Source organism: Nevskia soli (genome assembly GCF_903970205.1).
Classification (GTDB): Bacteria; Acidobacteriota; Terriglobia; order Bryobacterales; family Bryobacteraceae; genus Bog-113.
In genome coordinates, this window is sequence record NZ_CAJCHS010000156.1 from 1 (window position 1) to 23,749 (window position 23,749).

Consider the following 23,749-nt stretch of genomic DNA (forward strand, 5'->3'; position numbering starts at 1 on the left):
CAGCGCGAGAAAGATCTGAAGGCCCGTCTCGCCCTCGAGACGCTTCGGCTGGATGAGCAGGAGAAGCAGAAGCGCGAGGCGGTCGCAGCCGAGCAGCGCGAAGAGGATCGCCTGAAGAAGGAAAGCTGGGACCGGATTCACGCGGCCGAGGCCAAAGCGTCCGAACCGGATGCCAAGGACGTGGAAGCGAACGCGGTGCCGTGGGAGGATATTCATCCCGCGCCGAAGCATCTCGAAGGGAAACTCGCGCGCGTCGATTGCGTCGGCGGCAAGCTCCGGTTTCTTCAGGTGCGTGGGGCGGATGGAAAACTGATCAAACTGACACTCGATCCGGCGATGGGCATCGCTGCGGGGATCGCATGCGGCGACGCTGCCGGCCGGACGGTGGCGATCGACTACGAACCGGTGCCCGACCGAAGAACGGGCGTCGCGGGAGAAACCACCGCGGTCCAGCTTCGTTAAGACAGCCGGGTGCCACAGGGCGGCCGAACTTCGCTAAATCCAATCAGTTACAGAGCCGCGACGGTGACGGAGCGGTTACCGCAAGCCTCGCTAAGACTCTTTCGGTTGCCGCGCGAACCGAGCGCCCAATGCGCCCCCGGCCATATACAACAAACTAGCCAACACGAAGAAGATGATCCAGACGAATAGCACGAAAAATGCGAGAACCACCGGATCATTCATCATCTGCAGCGCCTGCTGCTGGGCGGGCGACATCGCCGTCTTGTGGAGTTGATCGCGGACCGCATCGAAGATAGCCGACCCCGCCAGCGCGAAGTTCAACGTCATCCAGATGGTCGCAAACAGCGCATTGAGGAGAGCCGTCATGAATCCCAGTTTGGCGGCGTCTCCCATGCGCAGGGCGCGTCCCGTGCGCCGTTGAAATAGCCATACCGCCCCGAAGCCGCCCAGCACCGGCGCGACAAACTGGATGATCGGAATGACTTCGATGGCGGTAACGAAGCTCGCCACCACCAGGCACGTGCGCAGCGCCAGGGGATTGCCGAACGCCACTTTGCCGCGGTTCTCGGCGTAAGCCGCCGCGGCCGCAGCTTCCGCGGGCGGAACCGCGCTTACCGGAGCCGCAACGATTTCGGGCGCTTCCTCCACCGCCGCTTCGAACTGCGGCTTACCGCAGCGATGGCAGAAACGAGAGTCTTCGGGAAGGAGCGCACCGCAGGTGCAATGTTGAGGCATTCAGACAGCGACTTGGAAGTACACCTCTAGTTTGACGCAGGTGGTCCAACCGAAGCAACGGCAATCCGTGTTCCCTCGCCGTCCGGCTTGATAATGACCGATCGCAGCCGGCCGCCCTGCTTGATTTCGATGTTCAGCGCATCGCGTTCCCAGTGGGTGTGCCACTCGGGAAACTGATGCTGGTAGAACTCACGCACCTTGCCGGGAGCATCGGAGGAGTAGTAAGTCGCGGCGGAAACGCTGAAATCCTTGTGAAGGTCGCTGCCATCCAGCTGGAAATCAACACCGCCCTTGTCTTCCGACCGCTGCGCGCCGGGGTAGACCGGTATACCGACCGTTTCCGGATCCAGACCGTCGTTCTTGTGAATGCCGATGCTGCCCAGCGGCGTCTCAATGCGCACGTTCTTCTTGTCGCTCGACTCCGTCTCGTGAACGTGAATGTTGCGAACGATAAAGACGGCGCCCAGGGTTACCATGATCACCGTTCCCGCGATGATCACCGCGATAATGATAAGCGTCTTCGCCAGCGTATTCATGCTTCTGATCAATCATACGGTGAAATAAGGGTTTTCGTTCGCCGCAACCCGCCGATTGTTAAAATTCAAGCGTCACCCTCAGCGACACCCAGCCGCATGGATTTCCTCACAGGTTTGAACCCCGAGCAGCGCGATGCCGTTGCCAGCACGGAAGGTCCGCTGCTGATCCTGGCCGGCGCCGGCAGCGGAAAGACCCGCGTCATCACGCACCGGATTGCGCATCTGGTGACGGCGAAGCATGTGCCGCCATCGGCGGTCTTGGCCGTCACATTCACCAACAAAGCCGCAGCGGAGATGCGCGCGCGGGTTACCTCGTTGATCGACGGCTCCGGCGTTAACGGCTCCCCGAATCTCTCCACGTTTCACTCGTTTTGCGTCCGGCTGCTGCGTCGGGATGGAGAGCCGCTGGCGCGCATCCGTCCCGGCTTCACGACGAAATTCTCGATCTACGACGACGAAGACCAGCTCGCCATCATTAAGGGCGCGTTTCGCAAGATGGGCCTCGACGAAAAGGCGCTGCCGTACCGGGCGGTGATGTCGATCATCAGCCAGTCGAAGAACAGCCGCAAGACGCCGCAGGATCTCTACAGCGAGGCCAAGGATCCGAAAATGACCCGCGTCGCCGCGGTGTTTGAAGAATACGAGAAGGGCTTGCGCAACGCAAATGCGCTGGATTTCGACGACCTGCTGCTGGAAGCCGTGCGCCTGCTCGAGCACGATGCCGATACGCGCGATGGCTACAACCGCCGCATCAGCTACGTAATGATCGACGAGTATCAGGACACCAATCGCACGCAGTACGAATTGATGCGCCTGCTCACGCGCCAGCACGACAACGTCTGCGTCGTCGGCGATGAGGATCAGTCGATCTATAGCTGGCGCGGCGCGGACATTCGCAACATCCTGGATTTCGAGCGCGACTATCCGAAGGCGAAGACCATCCGGCTCGAACAGAACTATCGTTCGACCAAGAACATCCTCGAAGCGGCGTCCGCGGTTGTGTCCAACAACAAGGAACGCAAAGGAAAGTGGCTCTGGACGGACTCCGGCGCGGGAGACGAACTCGCACTGTATGTCGGACATGACGCCGAGAACGAAGCGCTCTTTATCGCGGACACGATCGAGCGCTTACTCGGACAGAATCCTGAGTGGCGGGTGGCTGTTCTTTACCGGACGAACTCGCAATCGCGCCAGATCGAAGAAGCGCTGCGCCGGTATGGCCGTAAGTATCTGGTGGTCGGCGGATTCAGCTTCTATCAACGCGCCGAGGTCAAGGACATCGTTTCGTACCTGAAGCTGGCGATCTCACACAGCGATTCCATCAGCTTGCAGCGCGTGATCAACACACCGGCGCGCGGCATCGGCCGCAGCACGCTCGATCAGATCCAGGCATTCGCTTCCGAGCACAATCTGACGCTGTGGGACGCTCTCGTCCGTATGCTCGAACAGAATCAGTTCGGCACGCGCGCCCATGCCGCGATTCAGGCGTTCAAGAACCTGATCGATGAACTGACCGAAGCAGCGGAGAAGCTCCCGCTGAATGAAACGCTGAAGTTCATCGAGGAACGCACCGGCTACCGGCGCATGCTGGAGCAGGAGAACACGCCGGAATCCGAAGCGCGCATCGAGAATCTGGAAGAGATCGCGAATGCCGCGGCGGAGGCGTGGGAGCGCGGAGAAACAGCGGCCGATTTTCTGGATCACGCGGCGCTGGTCGCCGATGCGGATCAGGTGGATGAGGCCGCCCAGGTTTCGCTGCTGACGATCCATAACGCGAAAGGTCTCGAGTTTCCGGTCGTCTTCTTAGCAGGACTTGAAGAAGGATTGTTCCCGCACATGCGTTCCATCGGCTCCGACGCGGCGATGGAAGAAGAGCGGCGCCTCTGCTACGTGGGCATGACGCGCGCCGAAAAGCGCCTGTATCTTTCGTGGGCGAAATACCGGCGGCGGTTCGGAGGCGGCGAGCAGGAGCGTTCCATCGCGTCACGTTTCCTGAAGGAAGTGCCGGCCAATCTGATGGTGAAAATCGGCGGCGATGCGGATGAGGATGGCGGTTCACAGGTCGATCTCACCCCGGAACGCCACGAAGTCCGGCAGAGCGCGAAACGCAATGTGTTTACCGGCAAGACCTACAACTCGATCGAAAACATCTCGCAGTTTTTCGCCGAGCGTGGAGTCAAGATGCCGGTGCAAACACCCGTCGCGCCGCCTCCAAAGCCGCCCATCGCGCCGCCCCCCAGCGAGCCGTCTGGCGCGCCTCCATGGGCGGCGCGCCCGCCTGCCGGTCCGCAATTTCCACCTCGCGCGCCCGCATCCGCGCCGTTCAGCAAGCCCGCCGCGCCCACTCGTCCCGCGCGTGCAGGTACAGTGATAGAGCACCCCAAATACGGAACCGGAACGGTTGTCCGGCGTGAAGGTGAAGGCGAAGACGCCAAAATCACCGTCATGTTTCCGCGCTACGGGTTAAAAAAACTGATTGAAAAATACGCAGGGATCAAAACGAAATAATGGCGAACACAAAGACCGTAACCGACCCGACCGAACGCAAGAAACTCAAGCGCACTGCGCGTAAGAAAGCCGCCCCCAAAGCCAAGCGAGCTTCCGGCGTGGCGCGCGGGTCGCAGAAAAAGAAAGTCAAAAAGATGACGCAGGGCCAGCGGAAGCGCTAAAATCCGCTGAATGTCGCGTCTCCTCCGCACGAAGAGCATCGATGCCTTAATTGCCGCTTCCGAGGAGCCCGATAAGCGGCTGCGCAAGTCGCTCGGACCCTTGAGTCTCACCGCGCTGGGTATCGGCGCGGTGATCGGGTCCGGCATTTTCACCCTGACCGGCACGGCGGCCGCCGGCCACGTCAGCAAGATCACGTCGATCTTCCACGCGACCATTCTGGACCTGCTGCTCAACGGCACGCATGGCATCTCGATGCAGGGCCGGCCGGGCGCGGGTCCGGCCATCACCGTCTCGTTCATCCTGGTGGCGATCGCCTGCCTCTTTGCCGGGCTCTGTTACGCGGAACTCGCGTCCATGATCCCGATCGCCGGCAGCGCCTACACCTACGCCTATGCGATTCTTGGCGAGATCTTCGCGTGGATCATCGGGTGGGATCTGATCCTGGAATACGCCGTCTCGAACATGTCGGTCGCGGTGGGTTTTTCAGCCTATCTGCAGGATTTGGGCGACAACCTCTTCGGTTTTCACCTGCCCGCCGTTATCGCCTATCCCGCGTTCCCGGCGCCCGGCCAGCCGAGCGGCATTTTCAACATCCCCGCGCTGGTGATCACGCTGCTGGTCACCTGGGTTCTGGTGCGCGGCGTGAAAGAAGGCGCGGAGACGAACGCGATCATGGTCGGCATCAAGATCCTGGCGATTCTGATCTTCTGCCTCGGAGCCGCCAAAGCGATTCACGTCGAGAACTGGAAGCCCTTCGCACCCAACGGGTTTTCCGGAATCCTCACCGGCGCCTCGATTGTCTTCTTCACTTACATCGGGTTCGATTCGGTTTCCACCGCGGCGGAAGAATGTAAGATGCCGCAGCGCGATCTGCCGGTCGGCATCATCGGCACGCTGATCATCTGCACCATCCTCTATGGGTCGGTTGCGCTGGTTCTCACCGGCATCGCAAAATATCAGACGCTGAACACGGACTCGCCGGTGGCCGACGCGCTGAAGGCTTTGGGATATAACCGGCTGCGCGTTGTCGTTACATTCGGCGCGCTCATCGGGATGATCTCCTCGCTGCTGGTCTATCAGTACGGCCAGGCGCGCATCTGGTTCGCCATGTCGCGCGACGGCTTGCTGCCGGGACTGTTCAGCCGTGTGCATCCGCAATTCCGGACACCGTACATCAGCACCTGGATCGCCGGATTCGTTGTCGGCCTGCCTGCCGGACTGTGGGATATCGACACGTTCGCGGAGCTCTCGAATATTGGAACTTTGTTCGCGTTCGTCGTCGTATCAGCAGGTGTGATTGTTCTGCGCAAGAAACAACCGGATCGCCCGCGCAGCTTCCGGGTTCCTTTCGTGCCGCTGGTTCCGATACTTGCGATCGCCTGCTGCCTGTTGCTGATGATGGGACTTCCGCTGATGACCTGGATCCGCTTCTTCATGTGGCTCTTGATCGGCCTGCTGGTTTATATGATGTTCGGCAGCCGGAACTCGACGCTGCACCGCGCGCCGGCGCGCATCTGAAATAACGCTCTGAATAACCCATGGCGACCCCTGCGATTTCTGTAAGCGGACTGCGCAAATCCTACGGCGCAGTGGAGGCCGTTCGCGGTCTCGATTTCGAAGTTGCGCAAGGCGAAGTCTTCGGTCTGCTCGGACCCAACGGGGCAGGGAAAACCAGCACCGTCGAGATTCTGGAAGGCTTGCGGCCGCGCACCGGCGGCGATGTGCGCGTGCTCGATTTCGATCCCGAGAAGCAGACCAACGCGTTGAAGCAGCGCATCGGCGTGTGTCTTCAGGCGACCAATCTTCCGGACAAGATCAAGGTGCGTGAAGCGCTGGAACTGTTCGCGTCGTTCTACACCCAGACGGTCAGCGGCGACGATCTGCTCAAACGGCTGCAGCTCTGGGAGAAGAAGGACGCCGCCTACCAGACGCTCTCCGGCGGCCAGAAGCAGCGGCTCGCGCTCGCGATGGCGCTAATCAACGACCCGCTGATGCTGTTTCTCGACGAACCCACTACCGGGCTTGACCCCCAAGTGCGCCTCGAAATCCGTGACCTTCTCGAAGAGCTGCGCGCGGAGAAGCGCACCATCCTGATGACCACGCACTATATCGAAGAAGCCGAGCGGCTCTGCGATCGTGTGGCCATCATGGATGCCGGCCAGATCATCGCTATCGGCACGCCGCGGGAACTGCAGGAGAAAAGCGCGACGCAGTCCGCTATCGAGGTGGTGCTGGCCGAACCTTTCGCGAATGGCGATTTACCCGCGTGGCCGGACGCGATCCGCACCGTGCTGGGCGAGGATCGCACGCACATCACCGTCTTCTCATCGAAGCCCGCGCGTACTTTGGTCGAGATGGTCAAGTGGATCGACTCAAATGGCTTCGAGTTAGCCGATATTCGCTTAAACCGGCCGACGCTCGAAGACGTGTTCATCGAACTTACCGGCAAGAAACTAAGGGAATGAAATGTTTCGAAGCTATTGGGCATTAGTCAAAATCGACCTGAAGCTGGCGTTCCGCGCTAAGTCGGTTCTGTTCTTCAACTACTTCTTTCCGCTGTTCTTCTTCTTCGTATTCGGCAGCTTATATAAAGCGGCGCAGGGGACGGTGATCTTGCAGGTGATCACCATGGTCACCGCGATCGGCATCCTTGGAAATGGGCTCTACGGAGCCGGAATGCGCGCGGTGCAGGAGCGCGAAACGAATGTGCTGCGGCGTTATAAGGTAACTCCGATCGGCCCGCTGCCTTTGCTGGTGGCGTCCATGGTATCGGGCTTGATGATCTATCTGCCCGCGCTCATCGCGACCTTGGTGCTCGCAGTTTATATGTACGGATTCAAGGTCCCATCGAATATCGGGTCTTTCCTGATCTTCGCTTGTCTGGCCTGCGTTGCGTTCCGCGCCATTGGGCTGATCGTTTCCTCCGTGGTCAACTCCATGCAGGAAAGTATGGTTCTGATTCAGCCGCTCTATATGAGCATGCTTTTTCTGAGCGGCGCCACCATCCCCATCGCAATCTTTCCGATCTGGCTCCAGAACGTAACGCAATTTGTCCCGGCAACCTATCTCATGACGGGCATGGGCGGAATCCTGCAGCGCGGCGAATCGCTCGTCCAGAACTGGCCATCCGTACTTGCCCTGTGCCTGACCGCCTGCGTCGGTGTGTTCCTGTCGACCAAGCTCTTCCGCTGGGAGAAAGAAGACAAGCTACGCAATAGCGCCAAGCTCTGGGTATTAGTGGTTCTGTTTCCGTTTCTTGTCCTCGGAACGTTTCAGGCGTGGAGTAAGGAGAACTTAACCAAGCAGCGGGTCCTGATGCGCGATTTGGAGCGCGGGGAAACCACGCTGATCAAGAACACGCGAATCTTCATCGGCGACGGACAAGTCATCGAGAACGGCTCGGTCTTGGTGAAGGACGGGAAGATCGCGCAAATTTTCCCGAACAGTTCGCCCGACGAAAAGGCGCTAAATGCGAGCTTGGTTGACGGGTCGGGCAAAACGCTGCTGCCCGGATTGATCGACGTGCATGTGCATCTGGGAGCAAGCGGCGGCTTCTCTTCCGATCCCGCCAACGTCGACTACGATGCCGCGGCAAATCGTGAACTTGAGGCATATCTGTATAGCGGAGTTACCGCGGTCCGGAGCGCGGGCGACATGCTCGCCTCGGTGCTGAAGTACCGCAAGCTATTCAACTCCGGCGAGCGGCTCGGGACCGAACTATTCATCGTCGGGCCTTTGTTTACAGCGGCGAAAGGCCACGGTACCGAGTTTGCCAAATGGATCCCGGAGCAAGGCCGCGCCTACTTTAACCAGGAGTTCCTGCGCATCCCGAAGTCCGAGGATGAAGCCCGCAAGATGGTCGACCAGCTTGCCGATCAGCATGTCGACGCGATCAAGGGCATCCTGGACGCCGGCGCTTTCCCGTTTGTGTTCGAACGCATGAACGTGAAGCTTCTCAGCGCGGTGGTAAGTGAAGCGCATGCCCGCAATCTGCCGGCCTCGATCCACACCGGCTCGCTGCAAGATGTGAATGACGCGGTTGCGATGGGCACGAACTCCGTCGAACACGGCTCATACATCGATCAGATCCCCGATGCAACTTTCGCCGAGATGAAAGCCAGGGGCATCGCATTCGATCCGACACTTAGCGTGGTCGAAGGATTCAATGACTTCGCGCGCGGCGATACGTCGTTGCTCAAGCGGTCACTTACTCAGCAGGTAACATCGAAGGACTTAGTCGCCGGCACCGAGAAAGCCGCATCTTCGAAAGACATGGAGGCGCTGCGCAAGTCGAGCGCAGAGTATCCGATGTCACTCGACATCGGTAAGCAGAACCTGATGCGCGCGTGGAAAGATGGAGTCCTGCTTGTGACCGGATCGGATGCGGGTAACTACATGGTGTTTCACGGGCCGACGGTGCAGCACGAAATCGAACTCTGGATTTCCGCCGGGATTCCACCCGCGGTTGCGCTCCAAGCCGCCACGCAAAACGCCGCGCAACTACTGCGCGCCTCGGATCGCTTCGGCACGATTACCGTCGGCAAAGAGGCGACGCTGCTGATGGTAGATGGCAACCCGCTGCAAGATATCCACGCGCTCTCGGCGATTTCCATGGTGATGTTCAAGGGCGAGAACGTCAACCGCACGGATCTGTTCACGCAGAAGTAAGTCATGAAGTTCGCGGCTCTCTTCCTTGCGGCGTTCTCGATGCAAGCGGCTGAACTAACGATCGATCACGTTACCGTGGCCGGAGTTAGTCTCGCAAACTTACAGCAGCAACTCGCCGCCGTGGGCATTCAGAGCGACTACGGCGGCGCGCACACCAATCACGCAACCGAGATGGCCATCGCGAGTTTCCGCGACGGTTCTTACCTAGAACTAATCGCCAGGCAGAAAGATTTCGATCGCGCGATGCTCGCGCAACACCCGTGGGCTAAGTTCATCGAGGGCGACGCGGGCCCATGCGCATGGGCGGTGCGGCCGAAGGATTTCGACGCCCAGATCGCTCGTTTGAAAGCCGCAGGCCCAACGGCCGGCGGCCGCAAACGGCCCGATGGCGTGGCGCTCCAATGGCAGACGGCATCGGTTGGCAGCGAACCCAGCGGCACCTTCTTCCCGTTTCTGATTCACGATGTCACCGCGCGCGATCTACGCGCTTATCCATCCGGCAAAGCGATCAATCGGGATATCGACGGCGTGCTCCGGGTCGTGATCGCAGTCCGCAAAATCGACGATGCCTTCGATCGCTTTCAGAGGGCCTATCCCGGGATTCCAAAGCCGCTACGCCAACTGGACAAGAAGTTCGGCGCGGAACTGGCGTGGATCCCCGACACGCCGATCGTCTTCGCCGCCCCGGTCGGCGGCTCGTGGATTGGTGACCGTATCGATAAGTTCGGCGAAGGACCGGTCGCCTTCGTCCTGTCTTCGCATAAGAAGCTCAAAGGGGGTGCATGGTTTGCCGAGAGTTGGTTCGGACGGGATATTAGTTGGTTCGATCCGCAGAAGCTAGGTGGATGGTGGTTAGGTCTGCAGGCAAGTTTGTGATCTTTAGCACTTCAGCTACATAGTTGCTTCCAAGACTCGCAAACGCCCGATCGCCCTCGCGCCCAGCCCGAACGCACCGACCGCCACTGCTCGCATCGCAGTGTTGCCTGTCTGGGTTAAGCCTTCAGTAGTCTTCGTACAAATCGTAAGTTCTCGTCTCTCTACATTGTGCCTGCCAAGATTGTCACTTACTCAGCACAGGAGCGTTAAGAGTTTCGCTTGCTTCATGTACAGCCCGGAATCATGCCACCTTGAATACGATGCGAGGTATGTTTGCGGCCGTTGACCAAGTCTCTTCGACTGCGGAGAGCGGGACTGTTTTGGTAGCAATCTCAAAGCGGCCCGGCGCCGTCGCTTGCATCAAGTCGTCAATCGATCTTACGAGACGATCCAACGGGATGCTGCCGATGCCGCTTCCCATCAATTCCAGGGCGGAAGAGCGAAGCGCCGCGCTCGGCAGCGTGATGTTAGGCGCGCTGACGGAACCGATCTGTACGAAGCGGATCGGCGCCGCATCTTTGCCCGCCTTTGCCGCCGCGAGGATCAACCTTTCAGCGCTCGGTCCCCAGAGGTAATCGACAACTATATCGACACCGTCCGCAAACTGCGCCCGAAAAGCTTCTTCCAGAGCGTCGGTGTCCTCAACCAGCGGAATCGTGACATCGGCGCCGAGGGCCGCCAGCGATTTCAGGACTTCGATATTCCGGCCCGTCGCAATGATCTTCTTTGCGCCCATGTATTTCGCGATCTGCACTGCCAGGCGGCCGGCCGTGCCGGTAGCGCCATTCACCAGCACCGTTTCGCCGTCTGCAAGTTTCGCGCGCTCCTTCATGGCAGCCCACGCCGACATGCCCGGAATGCCGATCGCGGCGGCCGTCACGTCATCCAGCCCATCCGGCAACGCCACGCATTGCCCCGAACTCACCACAGTCCTTTCCGACATGCTGCCGAGCGGCGGCCGCGGAAGGACGAAGTACACGCGGCGGCCATCGTCGAGGCGACCCACGCCATCGATCCCCACTACGAACGGCAGGTCCCCAGAGGAACTGTAATGCTTTCCGGACGCCCGGCTTCTTACAACGTTACTGAGTGCCGCCGCATTGACGTTGATGCGAACTTCCCCATCCCCGGCCACAGGCTCTTTGAAATCTCCATAGACAGGCGCCTTGCCCGGTTCCAATACGATTGCCGCTTTCATTTTGATGTCCCGATATATGTGCATTATACACATACTTTTTGGTATGCTGTCAATAGGGCACACCGTGAGCAAAGAAATCTCCCAATTGCACAACACCCTCATCGACTTAGTAGGCTTCATGAACAGGCCGCAGCGCGACACCGCGCTGATTCAGGAAGCCGGCATTTCTCTGGATCGTGCTCTCTTCCCTCTCCTAATGGGAATTCAGCGTCATGGCCCGATCGGCGTGGTAGAACTGGCCGAGTTGACCGGACGGGATTACACCACCGTCAGCCGTCAAGTGACGAAGCTTGAAAGCCTTGGCCTTATCGCGCGGCGTGCCTCCAAAGCCGACAAGCGTGTCCGTCCGGCGGTTATCACCGTGAAGGGCCGCGCGATGGCTGCCGCCCTGGATGAAGCGCGTCAGAGGTTGGCGGCTGAGGTACTCGCGAACTGGAATAAGAAGGACCTGCAAGACCTCGTGCGACTGATGCGTAGATTTGCGGACGATCTACTCGCCTGGCGCGCATAGCAGGAAAGAGACCGGCTTGGCGTGACACCTGCTACTTCCACGAGTAAGCCACCGTACCAAGCGCGTAGCGTTTCAGAATGTCGCCGCCGAACAGTTCGTAGTGCTCATCGTTCAGAAGGTTGCTAACGCTCGAACCAATTTGCCAGTGCTCATTGAATTGAAAGCGAACCCCCAGGTCCACCACGTTGTAAGTCGGCACCGGTCCCACGTAAACTCCGTTGGCGAATGGGAAAGCGTCCACCCATCGATAGCGCAGGTCCGCATCGAAGCGCCGCCGGTGATAGCCAATATTGGCGCCGGCCTTGTGAGCCGGAGCATTGGGGTGAATTAAGACTCCCGGGGGCTGGACTCCCGCGTTAAAATCGAACCAGGAATAGTTCGCTCCTGCCTGCCAGTTCGTTAAGAAAGTCTGGTTGACGCCGAATTCTACCCCTTGGCTATTCACCCGCCCCGAGTTGCCGATAGAGAGCACGATAGCCGGATCCCCATTGGCCTCGTTCGTAAAGCCGGGGCTGATCGAGTTAATGATCCCGCTGACGATTGAGCGCTCGGGCTGGGGGATCGCCGACGGCGCCTGATAAGGCGGATAGGCGGGGTTCACACCGGGCAGAACGTCTGTTATAAAGTGGTCCATCTCGTTTCGGTAGTAGTCGACAGTGAACCAGTTGCGCGCGCCTAACTGGCGACGGTAGCCTCCCTCATAACTCGTAATTTTCTCGACATCCAGCTTAGGATTGCCCAGCGCCAAAATTGGCACGGAGGATAGGCCTAGCGGCACGCCCCCGGTCAACGGCTGAAGCTGGGTCTCGACCGCGGAAAGATTGATTGGCAAGCCTGCTTCGATCGCGATAAACAATTCCACGAAGTTAGCTACTTGAAACGCGTGGTTGTAACTCAGGCGAAACGAGTTGCTCTCACCCAACTTATAAACCGCGGCCAAACGAGGGGAAAACTGTACGGGATGCAAAGTACTCGCGGCAATGTCCCCCGCGGCTATAAACGTGAGCGACTTAGTCAGCGAGTAACGAAACTCCCCAAATACGTCGCCATGGTTGTCCGACTCCGGCGCGGCCAGAAGCGTTTGAACGCCTCCGGGTCCCGCCGTGTTGACATAGTCTCTTCCCCAGGACGCTCCGGCAGTGATAGCTGCCCGGCTTCCGAATTGCCGGTTGGTTAGAGCGCTGGCCTGCATGCTGTCATCGAATTCCGTGATCGGCGCGCCCGAGCCCAAGGCGGGAGTGGTTGGGGCGTTGCGCGTGTTGGATGAGAACGAGAACGTCCAGTCGGGGATAACTGCCTTGACGCGGGTCCACGATCGAACGTTGTCGGATTCCACCCTGCCGGTAGGAGTCACGAAGACCACTCCGGACAAGGATGCGCCGCCCGCTTCTAACAGCATGTACACGCGTGGCGAGAAGTACTTCTCGATGGTGGCCGTCCCCAGGCCAAGATCGACATGTGTCTTCGGGATTGGAATTGCCTCAAGCGCAAGGCCCGGATACTCGACGGTCACATTGCGCGATACCGAGAAATCGTTGCTACCGTGATAGCCTCCCGCGATCTTTAGATACCAGCCACGCCCCAGGCGGTAAGCCGTGCGAGCTTCGATCCGTACCGTATCCAGCTCCCCGGCGGTCAGGCGAACCGTGCCCCCCAGACTCTCGCGTGCGGATTTTGTCCGTATGTCGACCACCCCGTTGAAAGCATTGGCCCCGTATACCGCGGAACTTGGACCACTTACCAATTCGATCGTATCCAGGTCATCGGTCAACAGACTAATCGATGACCACTCCTGGTACCCCAATAGCGGGATCTCGGGACTGCGGCCATCGATCGACGTCTGAATGCGACGGTTCAGAGCGGTGTTGAACCCGCGCACGTTGAAGTTATAGTCGAACAATCCGTTCTGCATTAATTCAGCTCCCGGAACCGCCGCCAATGTGTTTGGGACTTGGCCGGAGATTCCATAGAGCGAGATGTAGGGCGCTTCCACAACCGAGATCGCGGCCGGAGCATTTTCAATGGGCTCGGGTTGCCGCGAAGGGGCCGTCACCGTCAGGCTTACCAGGGCTCCCGTGTGCCATAGCATCGGCTTGTCAACGCGGAATGTCTGGCCGGCCCGGACGTCGATGTCCGTTTCCAATCCGGTTTCGGTCTGCTGCGGCGCCGAAAACCGTAGGGCGTAGACGCCGGCGGGCACGTCGTCGAAATGGAAACTTCCCGCGTCATCGCTTACTGCATTTTGAACAACGGCCCCGGCGAGGATCAGCTCGATGTGAGCTTGCGGGTAACCGGCCCCGTCGTCGCCTTTTACGATGCCTTCAATGCGGCCGGACTGTTGAGCGAATGCGGCGGAAACCACCCCAACGAAGAGTGTCAGATAGGCCGCGGCGATCCTGAGGGAGTCCATTTAGTCGATAGCGGATTTTACAGCCCTAATTACTCTGTGTCAATGTTTGGCATCCGAAAAATTCGAGAACATGTGCTGCCCCGGCGCCAGGATGCGGTCCGGATCGTAGCGCTCCTTGAGTTCTTGCAGCCTCTGCCATTGGGCGCCGAAGTGGTCTCGCCAGTCTTCAGGCTGGAGGCCCAGTGAGCCGATCGGGTAGCTCAAGCCGCCAATGCGCCGGCAACGCCTGTACAACTCCCGATTTTGCTCGAGCGCGGCCGATAATTCCTGCTGTCGGCGGCGGGGATCAAGGGTCGGGTCGATTGCGCGCGATACGCTCAACAGCACCACGAAATCGTCCTCCGGCAACCGGCAAGACGATGCCCTGGTTCGCTCCGGCAGAATCGGGTAAAGCAGCACCGGACCGCCGATATCGTCCATCGGCAGCAAGGCCATCGCATCTCGCAGAAACGGCGCCGCTCCTCTGCGCGGAATCAATAGATCTACCCACGGATGCGCGGGCGCGCGGTTGACGGGCGGCGAAAGCGCGATCTCCTCGCCCGATAGCTCCTCGGTACGAGAAGCCCCGGGGATGTACTGTAGGTCGCTTAAGAAACCTCCCGATATTGCGGCGGGTTCGTCGCCGCCGTAGGTTGCAGTCATGAGGAATAGGTGCGGAAAACGATGGGGGGGAACCCCTCGGGGTGACCAGCCGGAGGACCCCGCGGGTCCTAGGAAAAATGCGAGGTAGTCGCCGCGGTTCGGGATGGCCAGACCACGCAATCCCCGGAGCTCTGAATCGCTTCGCGCCAGCCGTTCGAAATCCTCCAGAAACTCCTCAACTTCGGCATAGAGCAAGTGAAACGATCGAAGGCGGGACGGCGCCGGCACTAGCGAAATACGGGCACGGGTGATCATCGCGAATTGACCCAATCCGCCTTGCAGCGCAGCGAACAATTCGGGATTTTGGTCCGCCGAGCAGATCAGGACTTCGCCGCATCCCGTGACCGCCTCAAGACTGCTAGCCGCACCCGAGATGAAGCCGTGGCGGAAAGTGGCTTCTCCGATCCCACCAACGGAAACGGTTCCGCCTATGCTGAGCCCAAGGTAGTTCGGCAGCACGGGCGGCCACAACCCGCATGGCAAAACGTGGCTCAAGGCGCTAGCCCAATCGGCGCCTGCCCCTACATCGAGGGCATTTCCGGCGCACAACTCTACTTTCGCCAGCGAGCGCATATCGACGACGACGCCGCCCGGCGCCAGCGATTGACCACGAACGCTATGACCCCTGCCGCGCGCTGCCACGGCGAAACCTTCCCGGCGCGCCGCTGCTATCAGAACGGCAAGATCGCCCGCGGATTCCGGGCGCAGCACCGACCGCGGTGCGCCGAACTCAATCCCGCCGTAGTCCCGGGAAGCATCTGCGATCGCTTCGATGGATTCGGCTTTGCAATCCGTGTCGCTAAAATAGATTGACATACGTTAGCAGATCATTTATCGTAAAGCGCGACTGGGCTTTCGTAGATTAACGGCCCGGACACGGAAAGACGAGGAGAGAGCGAAATGGGCGCGTCAATCAAAGTGACGAAAGTCGACGACAACAATTTCAACGTGGAGTTTTCGCAGAAAATACCCGGCCCGTCAGGTGTGGCCGCGGGGGAACCAATCCCTCTGGAATGGATGCATGGGGTTCTGGATTATTACGCCACGCACCAGAACAATGAGGGTGTCGTTTCCGACGATAAGATCAAACGCATTCTGCCCTGCTGGTAGCGTTCGCTGGTAGGATTTGATGCTTCGGGAGACGGTCAGCACGGCGGTCGTTGGCGGCGGCGTTTCCGGCTTATATTCCGCGTGGCGATTGGCAAAAGCTAGCGGCCCCGTGTCTTCACCCGTCTCTTTAAACGTCTACGAGGCCTCTGACCGCCTCGGCGGCCGGCTGGACACCGTTAAGGTCCCGCCTCTCAACTGCAGCGTCGAGATGGGCGCGATGCGCTTCACGATTTCGCAGCTTTTCGTGTCGAGTCTGCTTGCGTATCTTAACGTCCCGACAGAGGTTTTTAAGGATTCCACTCTTCAGTACATGTTTCTGCGGGACACCCCGATCCCAATGAGTCCCTCCGGCCCTCTGGGGCCGGTTCCCTACCGTTTGGCGGGTATCGAATCCCCCTTTCCTTTCGCCCTTTTCGTGCAGGCCATGGAGCGTGCCGTGCCGGGTGCTCTTTCATTCACACCCGATCAGTGGGCGGTTGTGATCCAAAAATTCCAATTGCGAGGCAGACCCCTGTGGCAATGGGGATTTTGGAATCTGCTGCAGACTTTTCTTAGTAACGAGGCATATCAACTGGTGTTTGAGGGGCTTGGTGAGCAATCCGTCTCAGCCAACTGGAACGCTGCGTTCGCGATGCCCATGATGTGCGGGATTATCAATGACGCGGAGAAGCAGAATGGAATCCTCCGTCCAACCGGCGGATGGGTGACGCTTGTCGACAAACTAGCTGAAGGCATCCGTGCGAACTCCGGTTGCGTGGTTGAAACGCAAACCGAGTTACGCGGAATCCGCAAGACTGACGATGCGGATTTTCCGCTCGAACTGCGATTTGCCGGACCTCGCGAACAGGAAAAAATCGTAGCGGCCAAAAGCGTGATCCTGGCGCTGCCGCGCGAGGCCTTGGAACGAATCGAGTTTGGCCGCGAAATCTGCCCCCTCTCTAAGACCGTGCGCCTCCTCGAACAGGTAGTGCAGATACCGGCGTTCAAACTTTACGCGGCCTACGACTCTCCCTGGTGGAGCACCTATTGCGGATGGACCGACGGGTACTCGATCAGTGATCTGCCGATCCGCCAGGTTTATTACGGGGCCGGACAAGCCGGGGGTGCTAACGATACGGGTAGGATCTTGATGGCCAGCTACGCGGACTTCACTTCCGTTCCGTTCTGGACTGGTTTGATCGGCGCGGGCGCGGCTCCCACCCGAAGCCTATTCCAGGAACGCTCGGGCGCGGGAGGTCCGCTCGATTTGATGCTCGAATTCGTCAACGCTCAACTCCGGCAAATGCACGGCATTTTGCCTGAGTTACCCAAGCCTATATGGAGCGCGTATGTCGATTGGACCCGCGGTAATTACGGTGCCGGCTGGCATGCCTGGCAGCCGGGTCTGAACCCGGTCGAAGCCGTTCCGCGAATGCGCCAACCGTTCGACGGAGCGCCCATCTACATTTGCGGCGAGACGTTTTCCTACTTACAGGGCTGGGTCGAAGGCGCGCTGTCATCAGCGGAACTAATGCTTGAGGAGAAATTCTCATTGCCACGTCCCGATTGGCTGCCCTCTAGCTTATATCTCGGACCCTAACTACCATGTCTTGGGAGTACCGTTTACTCAAGCGGCAATTAGGGATACCGCAAGAACCCATGCTCGATCTATTCGAGCGATTCTGTGAACGAGCTTATGACGCGATGGCTGCGATGGAGTGGTCCTGGAAATTCGCGGGTCAAGCCATTCAATCGAATCGCGCGTTCTGGTTGGGCGCGGGCGGACGCCGGGCGGAAACCGGCCGCCACTTCCGTTGGCTGGCCCATGAACTAGGGTTCCTGGCGCCGGATCTTCCCGACGGACTGTCTACCTGGCACCGTCTGCTAGATACAAACACAGACCGGGTTCTTCTCGGATACTCCGGGCACAATCCAGCGGGGAACCAACCCGCGTGCTTGAAACTCTACCTGACATTGGAGTCTTGCCCGGAAGATATTTATTCCGAATTGATTCGGCCATTACACGCCAAGCTGTTGCCCGGAACTCCTCCCGAGAGTGCCAGGGTGATCCTCGCACACTCAATTAACGCCCAAGGAATCTCCTTTTCGCGGGCCTACCTGTTTTGCTTTCAGGAGGCCTGTGAGGATCCGATCGTTCGGGATTATATGTCGCATTTGCTAGGGGAGCGCGCGCTTGACGTCGCCATGCATCATCCCAGCTTCGGTGTGGCGCTGAAGAACGACACCGTCGACATGGTTGGACTCTCGTTCCGTCCCACTGGGTTGGATTTGCAGGACCACCCCGCTTGGCGAAACTCGCCGGTTTTGACCCCGCTGTTGCATGCGGCTGGAAGAGTACCGGCGCTACGCGAGCGATTGCATCGGGTTAGTTGGGTTACCGTGCCCCTAGGTATCGCGACGAGCGCCTTTCCCTTCGTTCTGCCGGAAATGAACGTTTACGTCAAGCTACTGGCTTAGCGGGAAACTACGGACAATCCGGAATCCGAGGGTGGAATCGCGCAAGTGAGCCGGAGGGCTATCGCGGTGGGCGGCCCGGCAGTTCCATTCGGGGTCGCGCCATGAACCGCCCCTCACCACGCGGTGCCCGCCCCCCGCTCCGGGCCCTCTTAGCTGGGAGGGGTCGGGGGGACGGGGAATATCATTCTCCACCGTAGGCCCCGTCGGGCTAAACGCGTCTTCGCACCACGAATACACATTGCCCGAAAGCCCTCTTACTCCGTAGGGACTGACATTGACCGGATACTCATCCACGGTAGCCCTCACGGCTCGAATCCCCGAGTGGCTCAGGCGCATCGCGCAGAACGTGGGGTCCAGGAAATTCCCCCACGGAAAGCAGCGGCAATCCACCCCCCTAGCCGCTTTTTCGTGCTCAATCTCGGTAGGTAAACGCCACGCCAAACCGTCCCGGATCGAAAGCCAATCACAGTAGGCCTTTGCCCCCGCCCAATTGACTGCAATCTGCGGCCACCGCAGTTTATCTTCCGATCCGGTGAAAACATATTTCCCCGACGCGTCCAGCACAACGTTGGCGTCCTTCAGACTCGAAGTCTTATCGATCTTCTCCCATTCGTATGCCGGTGGAACGTGTTGCGCCGCTTCGTCGTCGCGGGATTGAGCTACCAGGTCATTAAGAAACTCCAGATACTCTCCCACGGTAACGTGAAAGCGGCGCATGATGAAAGCGTCGAGCCAGTAGCGCCTCGCTCCCAGACCATTACGAGCCTGCGCATCCCCTCCGCTCCAGAACCACCCCGCCGGAACATAGCAGTCTTCCTGGCCTAGCTCGCCGATCTCCGGAAGAAAGATTGGGTAGGAGCCGGAACTCCCGGGGCGAACGCCGTCCCAGCACTGTTGTCTTTCAATGAACACGGGGTATTCGACATCGATCCGCTTCGGATGCGAAATCCTGACGAGATAGCTGCCCATTGGCAGAGAGTACTGATCGAGGGGTGTATGGCCCAGGTCAGCCGCAAGAACCGGAAACAAACGGCGCTCCCGCTCCTCATATCGAAAGAGGGTTGCGGCAGCCCCCGGCGGTTCGCAGTGCAAGGATAGCCCCCCGTCTCCCTGTAGATACGCGGCGTAGCGCTGGTGACCGTAATCGCGCAGTAGAATTTCGAACTGGGCCGCCGCATTCGTATCGCGAGAACCTTCGGCTTTCTTATGCTGCTCGTAGTAGTACTCCGCCAGCATCTCGTTGGCCGCCTCCAGGTCCCCGGCGTGCGTAAGCGCCGCCCGGACGAGCTGGGTGTAATAAACCTCGTTCAATTGGGAACGGTTCCGGAGATTTGCGGCCTCATCTTGAAGAACCCATCCTGGCTTCTTAGCCTCGATGGGAGCAAACGGCGGAATGCCATCAAGCTTCGCCGCCGCTTCAGCTTCTAATTGAGAGCTCCGTCTCAGATCGCCGGCAATTTTCGGTTTCAATTCCCTGGCCTGAGCCAGAACGCCGAGCGCTCGATCCCGGCGCTGAGCTCCTTCCAGCCAGGCGGCGAGTACCTCCGATAGCTCCCCCGCTTTGCTGTAACGGTGCGCGGGCTCCCAAGCCATCGCCCTCTCACAAATGGTCTTCAAGTCAACGGGGATTTCCCAACCGTTGGCCTCGGCGTTGGCGCGCTTTCCTAAAGGAGTCGGCGGCTTCAGGCCGTAGCCGTCAGGCGGGTGGCTACTCAGAATGGCATAAAGAACCGCGCCCAGCGAGTACACATCGGAATGCGGGCCAAGTTGTGTAATGTCACCGGCGGCTTGCTCGGGGGCCATATAACCCGGGGTCCCGAGGACCGTTCCGAACTGCGTGGAGGATTCCTCCGAATGGCTGCGACCGCTGACCGGCACGCCCGTGCCGTAATCAGTTTCTCCCGCCGCGGCAGCAGACACACGCGTCAGCCCCCAATCGACGACCAGCACCTCGCCGAAATCGCCGATCATCATGTTCGAGGGTTTCAGATCGCGATGCAAAACACCCAGCTTGTGCGCATATCCAACGCCTCCGCAAAGACGCTGAAAGTCTCCAATCAGCCGCTGCAACGACCACTTGCCGGCAGACTGGGCGCCATGGGAACCAAGTTCTCCCGCGCGGGCTTGACTCTCCATCTCCCAGTCAAGATGCGCTTCTGCGATGACAGCGCCAAAAGTCCTCCCGACGATCTCCTTCATCGTGAAGTAGGGTCGTCCGTCCACTAGGACTCCTACGTCGTACACGGGAATGATCGCGGGATGTTGCAATTGCGCGGTGACCTGCGCCTCTTCCAGAAAACGCTCCCGCACCGCCTCGCCGGGCAGATGCAGAATCTTCATGGCCACGTTGCGGTTCAGATAGGAATCCCGAACACGGAAGACTTCGCCCATGCCGCCCCGGCCAAGAGGGCAAATCGGCGTGTACCGCCCGAGCCCGTCCGCCCAGGTTTCAGTGCTTGTAAAGGCTCCCGGCTGGCTTGAGGCGCCGTCGACTACCTTCACATCGAACCGGGTGTCGTTCGTGCTGTCCGCTTTTGCATACACCAAAACCACGGTCACCGGTTCCGCTGCGGCAACCCTGGTCGTGTTGCCTGCGGTTTCCAAGTAAGCACGGGTCACTGCGGTTTTCAACTCGGCGAGACCGTCGCCGGTCAATCCCATCGACTGCGACGCCGACGCCACCGCGAGCGTTGCGACCTCCTCCGCGCGCTGGGCGGGCGGCCTCGTCGAGTTAGTAAATGCCGAGTCTGCCATTACTAAGCTCCTCGTATGACTTTTCCCATTTATGATAGACCCGTCGCGCCGGCGGTGCCGGTTTCCGAGCCGCGAAGGCAACTGAGCGGTTACTGCTGACGGTGAGGCAACCTTCCCACCAGCCCGTTTTCGGACGCGATCCGGCCGAAGAACGCGAACACTCGCACCCGGCAAACGATGACCTCCGCGCTATCCCGTTTGATTTGCAGGGGCGAGTAAGGCCGTAACTGAGCCGCGAGCGTAAGCGACCGGTCGCAAGGCCGTAACTGCTGCCAGGGAACCCTCCAAGCTACGAACTTCCCAAAGCATCTTGAGATAAGTCTGGTACGGCAATCCTTTCCCGCCGCCGCTCCTGCGCTCCCTTAGCAGCCACATCCGGGACGACAACGGAAAGCCGGCAGGATATGCTACAAACTTTTAAGGGTGGCGTGTATCACATGCTGGGCCACGCACCCCAACGAAACGGTCCGGAGCCCTTTTTGATGAACTTCGATAGAAGGAAAGCCCTGCGCCTGCTCTCGCTTTCGGGAGCGGCTGCGCTCGTACCCAACCTGGCGAAAGGCGCCAGGCCAACTGCGATCAACAGCGATGTTTGCATTCTTGGCGGTGGCGCATCCGGCATCTATGCGGCGATCCGCCTGATGCAGCTCGGATACACTGTCACCGTCGTTGAGAAGAATGGCTATATCGGCGGCCATACACAGACGTATTACGACCCCATCACTGGCAACCCAATTGACATCGGCGTTGTAGTCTTCCTCCAGACACCCCTGCAGGAGAACTACTTCAGCGCCTTGGGCGTATCTTCTACCCCGGTCCAGTTTGCCGCGTCGCCCACCATTGACGTGGATTTCCGCACGGGTCAACCCGTAGATGCGTATTCGCCGACTGAAGCCGAAGTTGCCGCCGCGTTTCTCAAATACCTCGAGCTCTATAACAGCCGCTTCTCCTTCCTGAATGAGAATGGCTACCAGATCCCCTCCAACGCCCCTCCCGAGCTCTTCCTTCCCTTCGGAGACTTCGCCGCGCTCTATTCGTTGAAGCCGCTCCTCCCTACTTTCGCCGGCTACTGCCAGGGATACGGCAACCTGTTCGCCACCACCGCAATTTACATCCTGAAGTTAGTCGGCCCGGCGATCGTCGATGCGATTCTGGGACTCAACGGCGCCGCCTTCGTCAACATTCCCGGTGGCAACAGTCTGCTGTACAAGAGCGCAGCCAAGGTGCTCGGCGATGCGGTCCTCCTCAACGCCGCGATTCAGAGCGTTACCCGCACCGCCTCTCAGGTTCAAGTCACGGTAGATACGCCCGGCGGCGTGCAGACGATAACCAGTGCGCGCCTGGTCGTGAGTTTCCCGCAAGTGCTGAGTAACTTCCAGGGCTTCGATCTCGATTCAATGGAATCCTCGGTGTTCACTCAGTTCTCTGCGTACTACTACGGCGCCGGCGTCGTGCAACTATCCGGGCTGGCGCAGACGGAGACTCTGAACAACGCTGCGCCCAACACCCCGGCGAACGTCGCCCTTCCACCGGAACTGTATTCCTTCTTTCCCGCGGGATTCTCGCAGCTGTTTAATGTGAAGTACGGCGCCGTGACGGACATTCCGGCTCAGCAGGCAATCGGTTCCATCGTCGGCGATATCCAACGTCTCGATGTGCCGGACCTATCCGTTAGTCTTACTGGATTCCCTGTCTATAGCTCGCATTATCCCTTCGCGCTGCATGTTCCACCGGCAAGTCTCGAGTCCGGCTTCTATGACGACTTCCAAGGTCTGCAAGGCCACAACGAAACGTACTACACGGGCGCGGCCCTGCAGACACACAACTCGGCATTGATTTGGAATCAGACCGAAGCGATGGTCCAATCGCTGGTCGCGGGCCTTTGATCCGATACAGGTTCGATCTGCGACGATCTTCTTACTCGCCGCACATAAGGAGTTCGGCATGACCCGCTCGGACCATTTTGGGAGGGAGTCGTACATCCCCACTCCGAGCCCGACCGAAAGGGAGGGTCCTCCACTGGGTGGAACGGTGTATGTACCGGGTCTATTTTCGAGGGAGCCGCGAAGGCAACTGAGCGCTTACCGCCTCCGCGCTATCCGGGCGATTCGCTCGGCCGGATTAGTCAAGACCGGACTTAACCGGTGGCAAGGCCCTAACTGAGCCGCGAGCGTAAGCGACCGGTGGCAAGGTAGTAACTGCCGATAGGCATCTTACAACTACGGACGTTCCGCGCGATGCTCCTCCGAATCCAACGCCTGATGAAGCAGCATTTTGAGATAGGTCTGGTACCGCAACCCTTTCTCGGCGGCCTAAACTCTCGCCCGCGCGAGGTCATCTTCCGCCAGCCGGATCGTGATGGTTGGGGACGCTCCGGCCTGTTTGGCCCGTTCGCCAGCAACTCGCGCCACAGTTCCATTGCCCAGTTTGCCCGAGGCCCTGGCTTGCTCGAAGCGTTCCGCGATCAGATCCTGATTCTTCGGCCACCACTCGGCTTCCTCTGTCTCAGTCTTGAACTGCAGTTCATTTTTCGCCATTGGATCAGATCAACCGCTTTGATTTACCGTAGTAAAAGTGAGCAGGTGCGGGCTGCCCGTCCACGGCGGTAACATGGGACTGATCGTTGGTTCAACCCACAGCATCGTCCCACAATGAACACACGCCTCACTATCGATAAAGCCGGCCGCGTGGTAATTCCCAAACCATTGCGGGAAGAACTA

Annotated in this window: 18 protein-coding genes and 1 pseudogene; 12 read left to right on the forward strand and 7 right to left on the reverse strand. The window is 59.3% G+C overall.

What is annotated here, in order from left to right:
* Window positions 1–462: pseudogene (locus H1Y01_RS07160) on the forward strand (hypothetical protein); the annotation flags it as partial.
* A gap of 90 nt (window positions 463–552) precedes the next feature.
* On the opposite strand, the gene H1Y01_RS07165 reads toward H1Y01_RS07160, so the two are convergent.
* Together H1Y01_RS07165 and H1Y01_RS07170 are read right to left on the reverse strand one after the other, a co-directional pair.
* Complete coding sequence (locus H1Y01_RS07165; protein WP_180539758.1) at window positions 553–1,197, reverse strand: zinc ribbon domain-containing protein; 645 nt, start codon at window positions 1,195–1,197, stop codon at window positions 553–555.
* A gap of 26 nt (window positions 1,198–1,223) precedes the next feature.
* Complete coding sequence (locus tag H1Y01_RS07170; RefSeq protein ID WP_180539759.1) at window positions 1,224–1,733, reverse strand: hypothetical protein; 510 nt, start codon at window positions 1,731–1,733, stop codon at window positions 1,224–1,226.
* A 96-nt stretch (window positions 1,734–1,829) separates the two neighbouring features.
* On the opposite strand from H1Y01_RS07170, the gene H1Y01_RS07175 reads away from it, so the two are divergent.
* From H1Y01_RS07175 to H1Y01_RS07200, 6 genes are read left to right on the forward strand one after another with little or no spacing between them, the layout of a single operon-like run.
* Window positions 1,830–4,241: an ATP-dependent helicase gene (locus tag H1Y01_RS07175; RefSeq protein WP_180539760.1), complete on the forward strand. Its 2,412-nt coding sequence runs from the start codon at window positions 1,830–1,832 to the stop codon at window positions 4,239–4,241.
* Window positions 4,241–4,402: a hypothetical protein gene (locus tag H1Y01_RS07180; RefSeq protein ID WP_180539761.1), complete on the forward strand. Its 162-nt coding sequence runs from the start codon at window positions 4,241–4,243 to the stop codon at window positions 4,400–4,402. Before H1Y01_RS07175 ends, H1Y01_RS07180 begins: the two co-directional genes overlap by 1 nt.
* Window positions 4,403–4,412: 10 nt before the next feature.
* A complete protein-coding gene (locus H1Y01_RS07185; RefSeq protein ID WP_180539762.1) occupies window positions 4,413–5,921 on the forward strand; it encodes an amino acid permease in 1,509 nt (502 codons plus the stop codon).
* A 20-nt stretch (window positions 5,922–5,941) separates the two neighbouring features.
* The gene (locus H1Y01_RS07190; RefSeq protein WP_180539763.1) at window positions 5,942–6,868 is read left to right on the forward strand and encodes an ABC transporter ATP-binding protein; all 927 of its coding nucleotides are present in this window, start codon (window positions 5,942–5,944) and stop codon (window positions 6,866–6,868) included.
* A 1-nt stretch (window position 6,869) separates the two neighbouring features.
* A complete protein-coding gene (locus tag H1Y01_RS07195) occupies window positions 6,870–9,071 on the forward strand; it encodes an amidohydrolase family protein (RefSeq protein WP_180539764.1) in 2,202 nt (733 codons plus the stop codon).
* A gap of 3 nt (window positions 9,072–9,074) precedes the next feature.
* Window positions 9,075–9,947, forward strand: a complete 873-nt coding sequence (locus tag H1Y01_RS07200; protein WP_180539765.1) for a VOC family protein — start codon at window positions 9,075–9,077, stop codon at window positions 9,945–9,947.
* A gap of 241 nt (window positions 9,948–10,188) precedes the next feature.
* Here the strand turns inward: H1Y01_RS07200 and H1Y01_RS07205 are convergent, their stop codons facing one another.
* Window positions 10,189–11,145 (reverse strand): quinone oxidoreductase family protein, encoded by a 957-nt coding sequence (locus H1Y01_RS07205; protein WP_180539766.1) that lies wholly within the window; start codon window positions 11,143–11,145, stop codon window positions 10,189–10,191.
* Between the two features lie 43 nt (window positions 11,146–11,188).
* Here H1Y01_RS07205 and H1Y01_RS07210 point away from each other — a divergent pair, with 43 nt between their 5' ends.
* Window positions 11,189–11,656, forward strand: coding sequence for a MarR family winged helix-turn-helix transcriptional regulator (locus H1Y01_RS07210; protein ID WP_367399777.1), 468 nt, complete (start codon window positions 11,189–11,191; stop codon window positions 11,654–11,656).
* A 31-nt stretch (window positions 11,657–11,687) separates the two neighbouring features.
* On the opposite strand, the gene H1Y01_RS07215 is transcribed toward H1Y01_RS07210, so the two are convergent.
* Entirely contained in the window at window positions 11,688–14,066 is a 2,379-nt protein-coding gene (locus H1Y01_RS07215; RefSeq protein ID WP_180539767.1) for a TonB-dependent receptor, read from the reverse strand.
* A gap of 39 nt (window positions 14,067–14,105) precedes the next feature.
* On the reverse strand, window positions 14,106–15,524 hold the full coding sequence (locus tag H1Y01_RS07220; protein ID WP_180539768.1) for an FAD-binding protein: 1,419 nt from the start codon (window positions 15,522–15,524) through the stop codon (window positions 14,106–14,108).
* A gap of 84 nt (window positions 15,525–15,608) precedes the next feature.
* Between H1Y01_RS07220 and H1Y01_RS07225 the strand changes: the two genes are divergently transcribed.
* Genes H1Y01_RS07225 through H1Y01_RS07235 form a run of 3 tightly spaced genes read left to right on the forward strand, consistent with a single transcriptional unit; the run spans window position 15,609 to window position 18,275 of the window.
* Entirely contained in the window at window positions 15,609–15,818 is a 210-nt protein-coding gene (locus H1Y01_RS07225; protein ID WP_180539769.1) for a hypothetical protein, read from the forward strand.
* 19 nt (window positions 15,819–15,837) lie between these two features.
* Window positions 15,838–17,397, forward strand: a complete 1,560-nt coding sequence (locus H1Y01_RS07230) for a flavin monoamine oxidase family protein (protein ID WP_180539770.1) — start codon at window positions 15,838–15,840, stop codon at window positions 17,395–17,397.
* Window positions 17,398–17,456: 59 nt separating this feature from the next.
* The gene (locus tag H1Y01_RS07235) at window positions 17,457–18,275 is read left to right on the forward strand and encodes a hypothetical protein (protein ID WP_180539771.1); all 819 of its coding nucleotides are present in this window, start codon (window positions 17,457–17,459) and stop codon (window positions 18,273–18,275) included.
* Here the strand turns inward: H1Y01_RS07235 and H1Y01_RS07240 are convergent.
* Entirely contained in the window at window positions 18,264–21,029 is a 2,766-nt protein-coding gene (locus H1Y01_RS07240; RefSeq protein WP_180539772.1) for a bifunctional serine/threonine-protein kinase/formylglycine-generating enzyme family protein, read from the reverse strand. The two genes, H1Y01_RS07235 and H1Y01_RS07240, sit on opposite strands and share 12 nt — an antisense overlap.
* A gap of 404 nt (window positions 21,030–21,433) precedes the next feature.
* On the opposite strand from H1Y01_RS07240, the gene H1Y01_RS07245 reads away from it, so the two are divergent.
* A complete protein-coding gene (locus H1Y01_RS07245; RefSeq protein WP_180539773.1) occupies window positions 21,434–22,915 on the forward strand; it encodes an FAD-dependent oxidoreductase in 1,482 nt (493 codons plus the stop codon).
* 426 nt (window positions 22,916–23,341) lie between these two features.
* Here H1Y01_RS07245 and H1Y01_RS07250 read toward each other — a convergent pair whose 3' ends face one another.
* Window positions 23,342–23,566, reverse strand: coding sequence for a hypothetical protein (locus tag H1Y01_RS07250; protein WP_180539774.1), 225 nt, complete (start codon window positions 23,564–23,566; stop codon window positions 23,342–23,344).
* Window positions 23,567–23,749 lie beyond the last annotated feature (183 nt).

What these genes read in the sequence shown, in the direction of transcription:
- H1Y01_RS07165 (WP_180539758.1), bottom strand. Translation starts at nt 1,197, where the DNA reads ATGCCTCAACATTGCACCTGCGGTGCGCTCCTTCCCGAAGACTCTCGT.
- H1Y01_RS07170 (WP_180539759.1), bottom strand. Translation starts at nt 1,733, where the DNA reads ATGAATACGCTGGCGAAGACGCTTATCATTATCGCGGTGATCATCGCG.
- H1Y01_RS07175 (WP_180539760.1), top strand. Translation starts at nt 1,830, where the DNA reads ATGGATTTCCTCACAGGTTTGAACCCCGAGCAGCGCGATGCCGTTGCC.
- H1Y01_RS07180 (WP_180539761.1), top strand. Translation starts at nt 4,241, where the DNA reads ATGGCGAACACAAAGACCGTAACCGACCCGACCGAACGCAAGAAACTC.
- H1Y01_RS07185 (WP_180539762.1), top strand. Translation starts at nt 4,413, where the DNA reads ATGTCGCGTCTCCTCCGCACGAAGAGCATCGATGCCTTAATTGCCGCT.
- H1Y01_RS07190 (WP_180539763.1), top strand. Translation starts at nt 5,942, where the DNA reads ATGGCGACCCCTGCGATTTCTGTAAGCGGACTGCGCAAATCCTACGGC.
- H1Y01_RS07195 (WP_180539764.1), top strand. Translation starts at nt 6,870, where the DNA reads ATGTTTCGAAGCTATTGGGCATTAGTCAAAATCGACCTGAAGCTGGCG.
- H1Y01_RS07200 (WP_180539765.1), top strand. Translation starts at nt 9,075, where the DNA reads ATGAAGTTCGCGGCTCTCTTCCTTGCGGCGTTCTCGATGCAAGCGGCT.
- H1Y01_RS07205 (WP_180539766.1), bottom strand. Translation starts at nt 11,145, where the DNA reads ATGAAAGCGGCAATCGTATTGGAACCGGGCAAGGCGCCTGTCTATGGA.
- H1Y01_RS07210 (WP_367399777.1), top strand. Translation starts at nt 11,189, where the DNA reads ATGCTGTCAATAGGGCACACCGTGAGCAAAGAAATCTCCCAATTGCAC.
- H1Y01_RS07215 (WP_180539767.1), bottom strand. Translation starts at nt 14,066, where the DNA reads ATGGACTCCCTCAGGATCGCCGCGGCCTATCTGACACTCTTCGTTGGG.
- H1Y01_RS07220 (WP_180539768.1), bottom strand. Translation starts at nt 15,524, where the DNA reads ATGTCAATCTATTTTAGCGACACGGATTGCAAAGCCGAATCCATCGAA.
- H1Y01_RS07225 (WP_180539769.1), top strand. Translation starts at nt 15,609, where the DNA reads ATGGGCGCGTCAATCAAAGTGACGAAAGTCGACGACAACAATTTCAAC.
- H1Y01_RS07230 (WP_180539770.1), top strand. Translation starts at nt 15,838, where the DNA reads ATGCTTCGGGAGACGGTCAGCACGGCGGTCGTTGGCGGCGGCGTTTCC.
- H1Y01_RS07235 (WP_180539771.1), top strand. Translation starts at nt 17,457, where the DNA reads ATGCTCGATCTATTCGAGCGATTCTGTGAACGAGCTTATGACGCGATG.
- H1Y01_RS07240 (WP_180539772.1), bottom strand. Translation starts at nt 21,029, where the DNA reads ATGGCAGACTCGGCATTTACTAACTCGACGAGGCCGCCCGCCCAGCGC.
- H1Y01_RS07245 (WP_180539773.1), top strand. Translation starts at nt 21,434, where the DNA reads ATGCTACAAACTTTTAAGGGTGGCGTGTATCACATGCTGGGCCACGCA.
- H1Y01_RS07250 (WP_180539774.1), bottom strand. Translation starts at nt 23,566, where the DNA reads ATGGCGAAAAATGAACTGCAGTTCAAGACTGAGACAGAGGAAGCCGAG.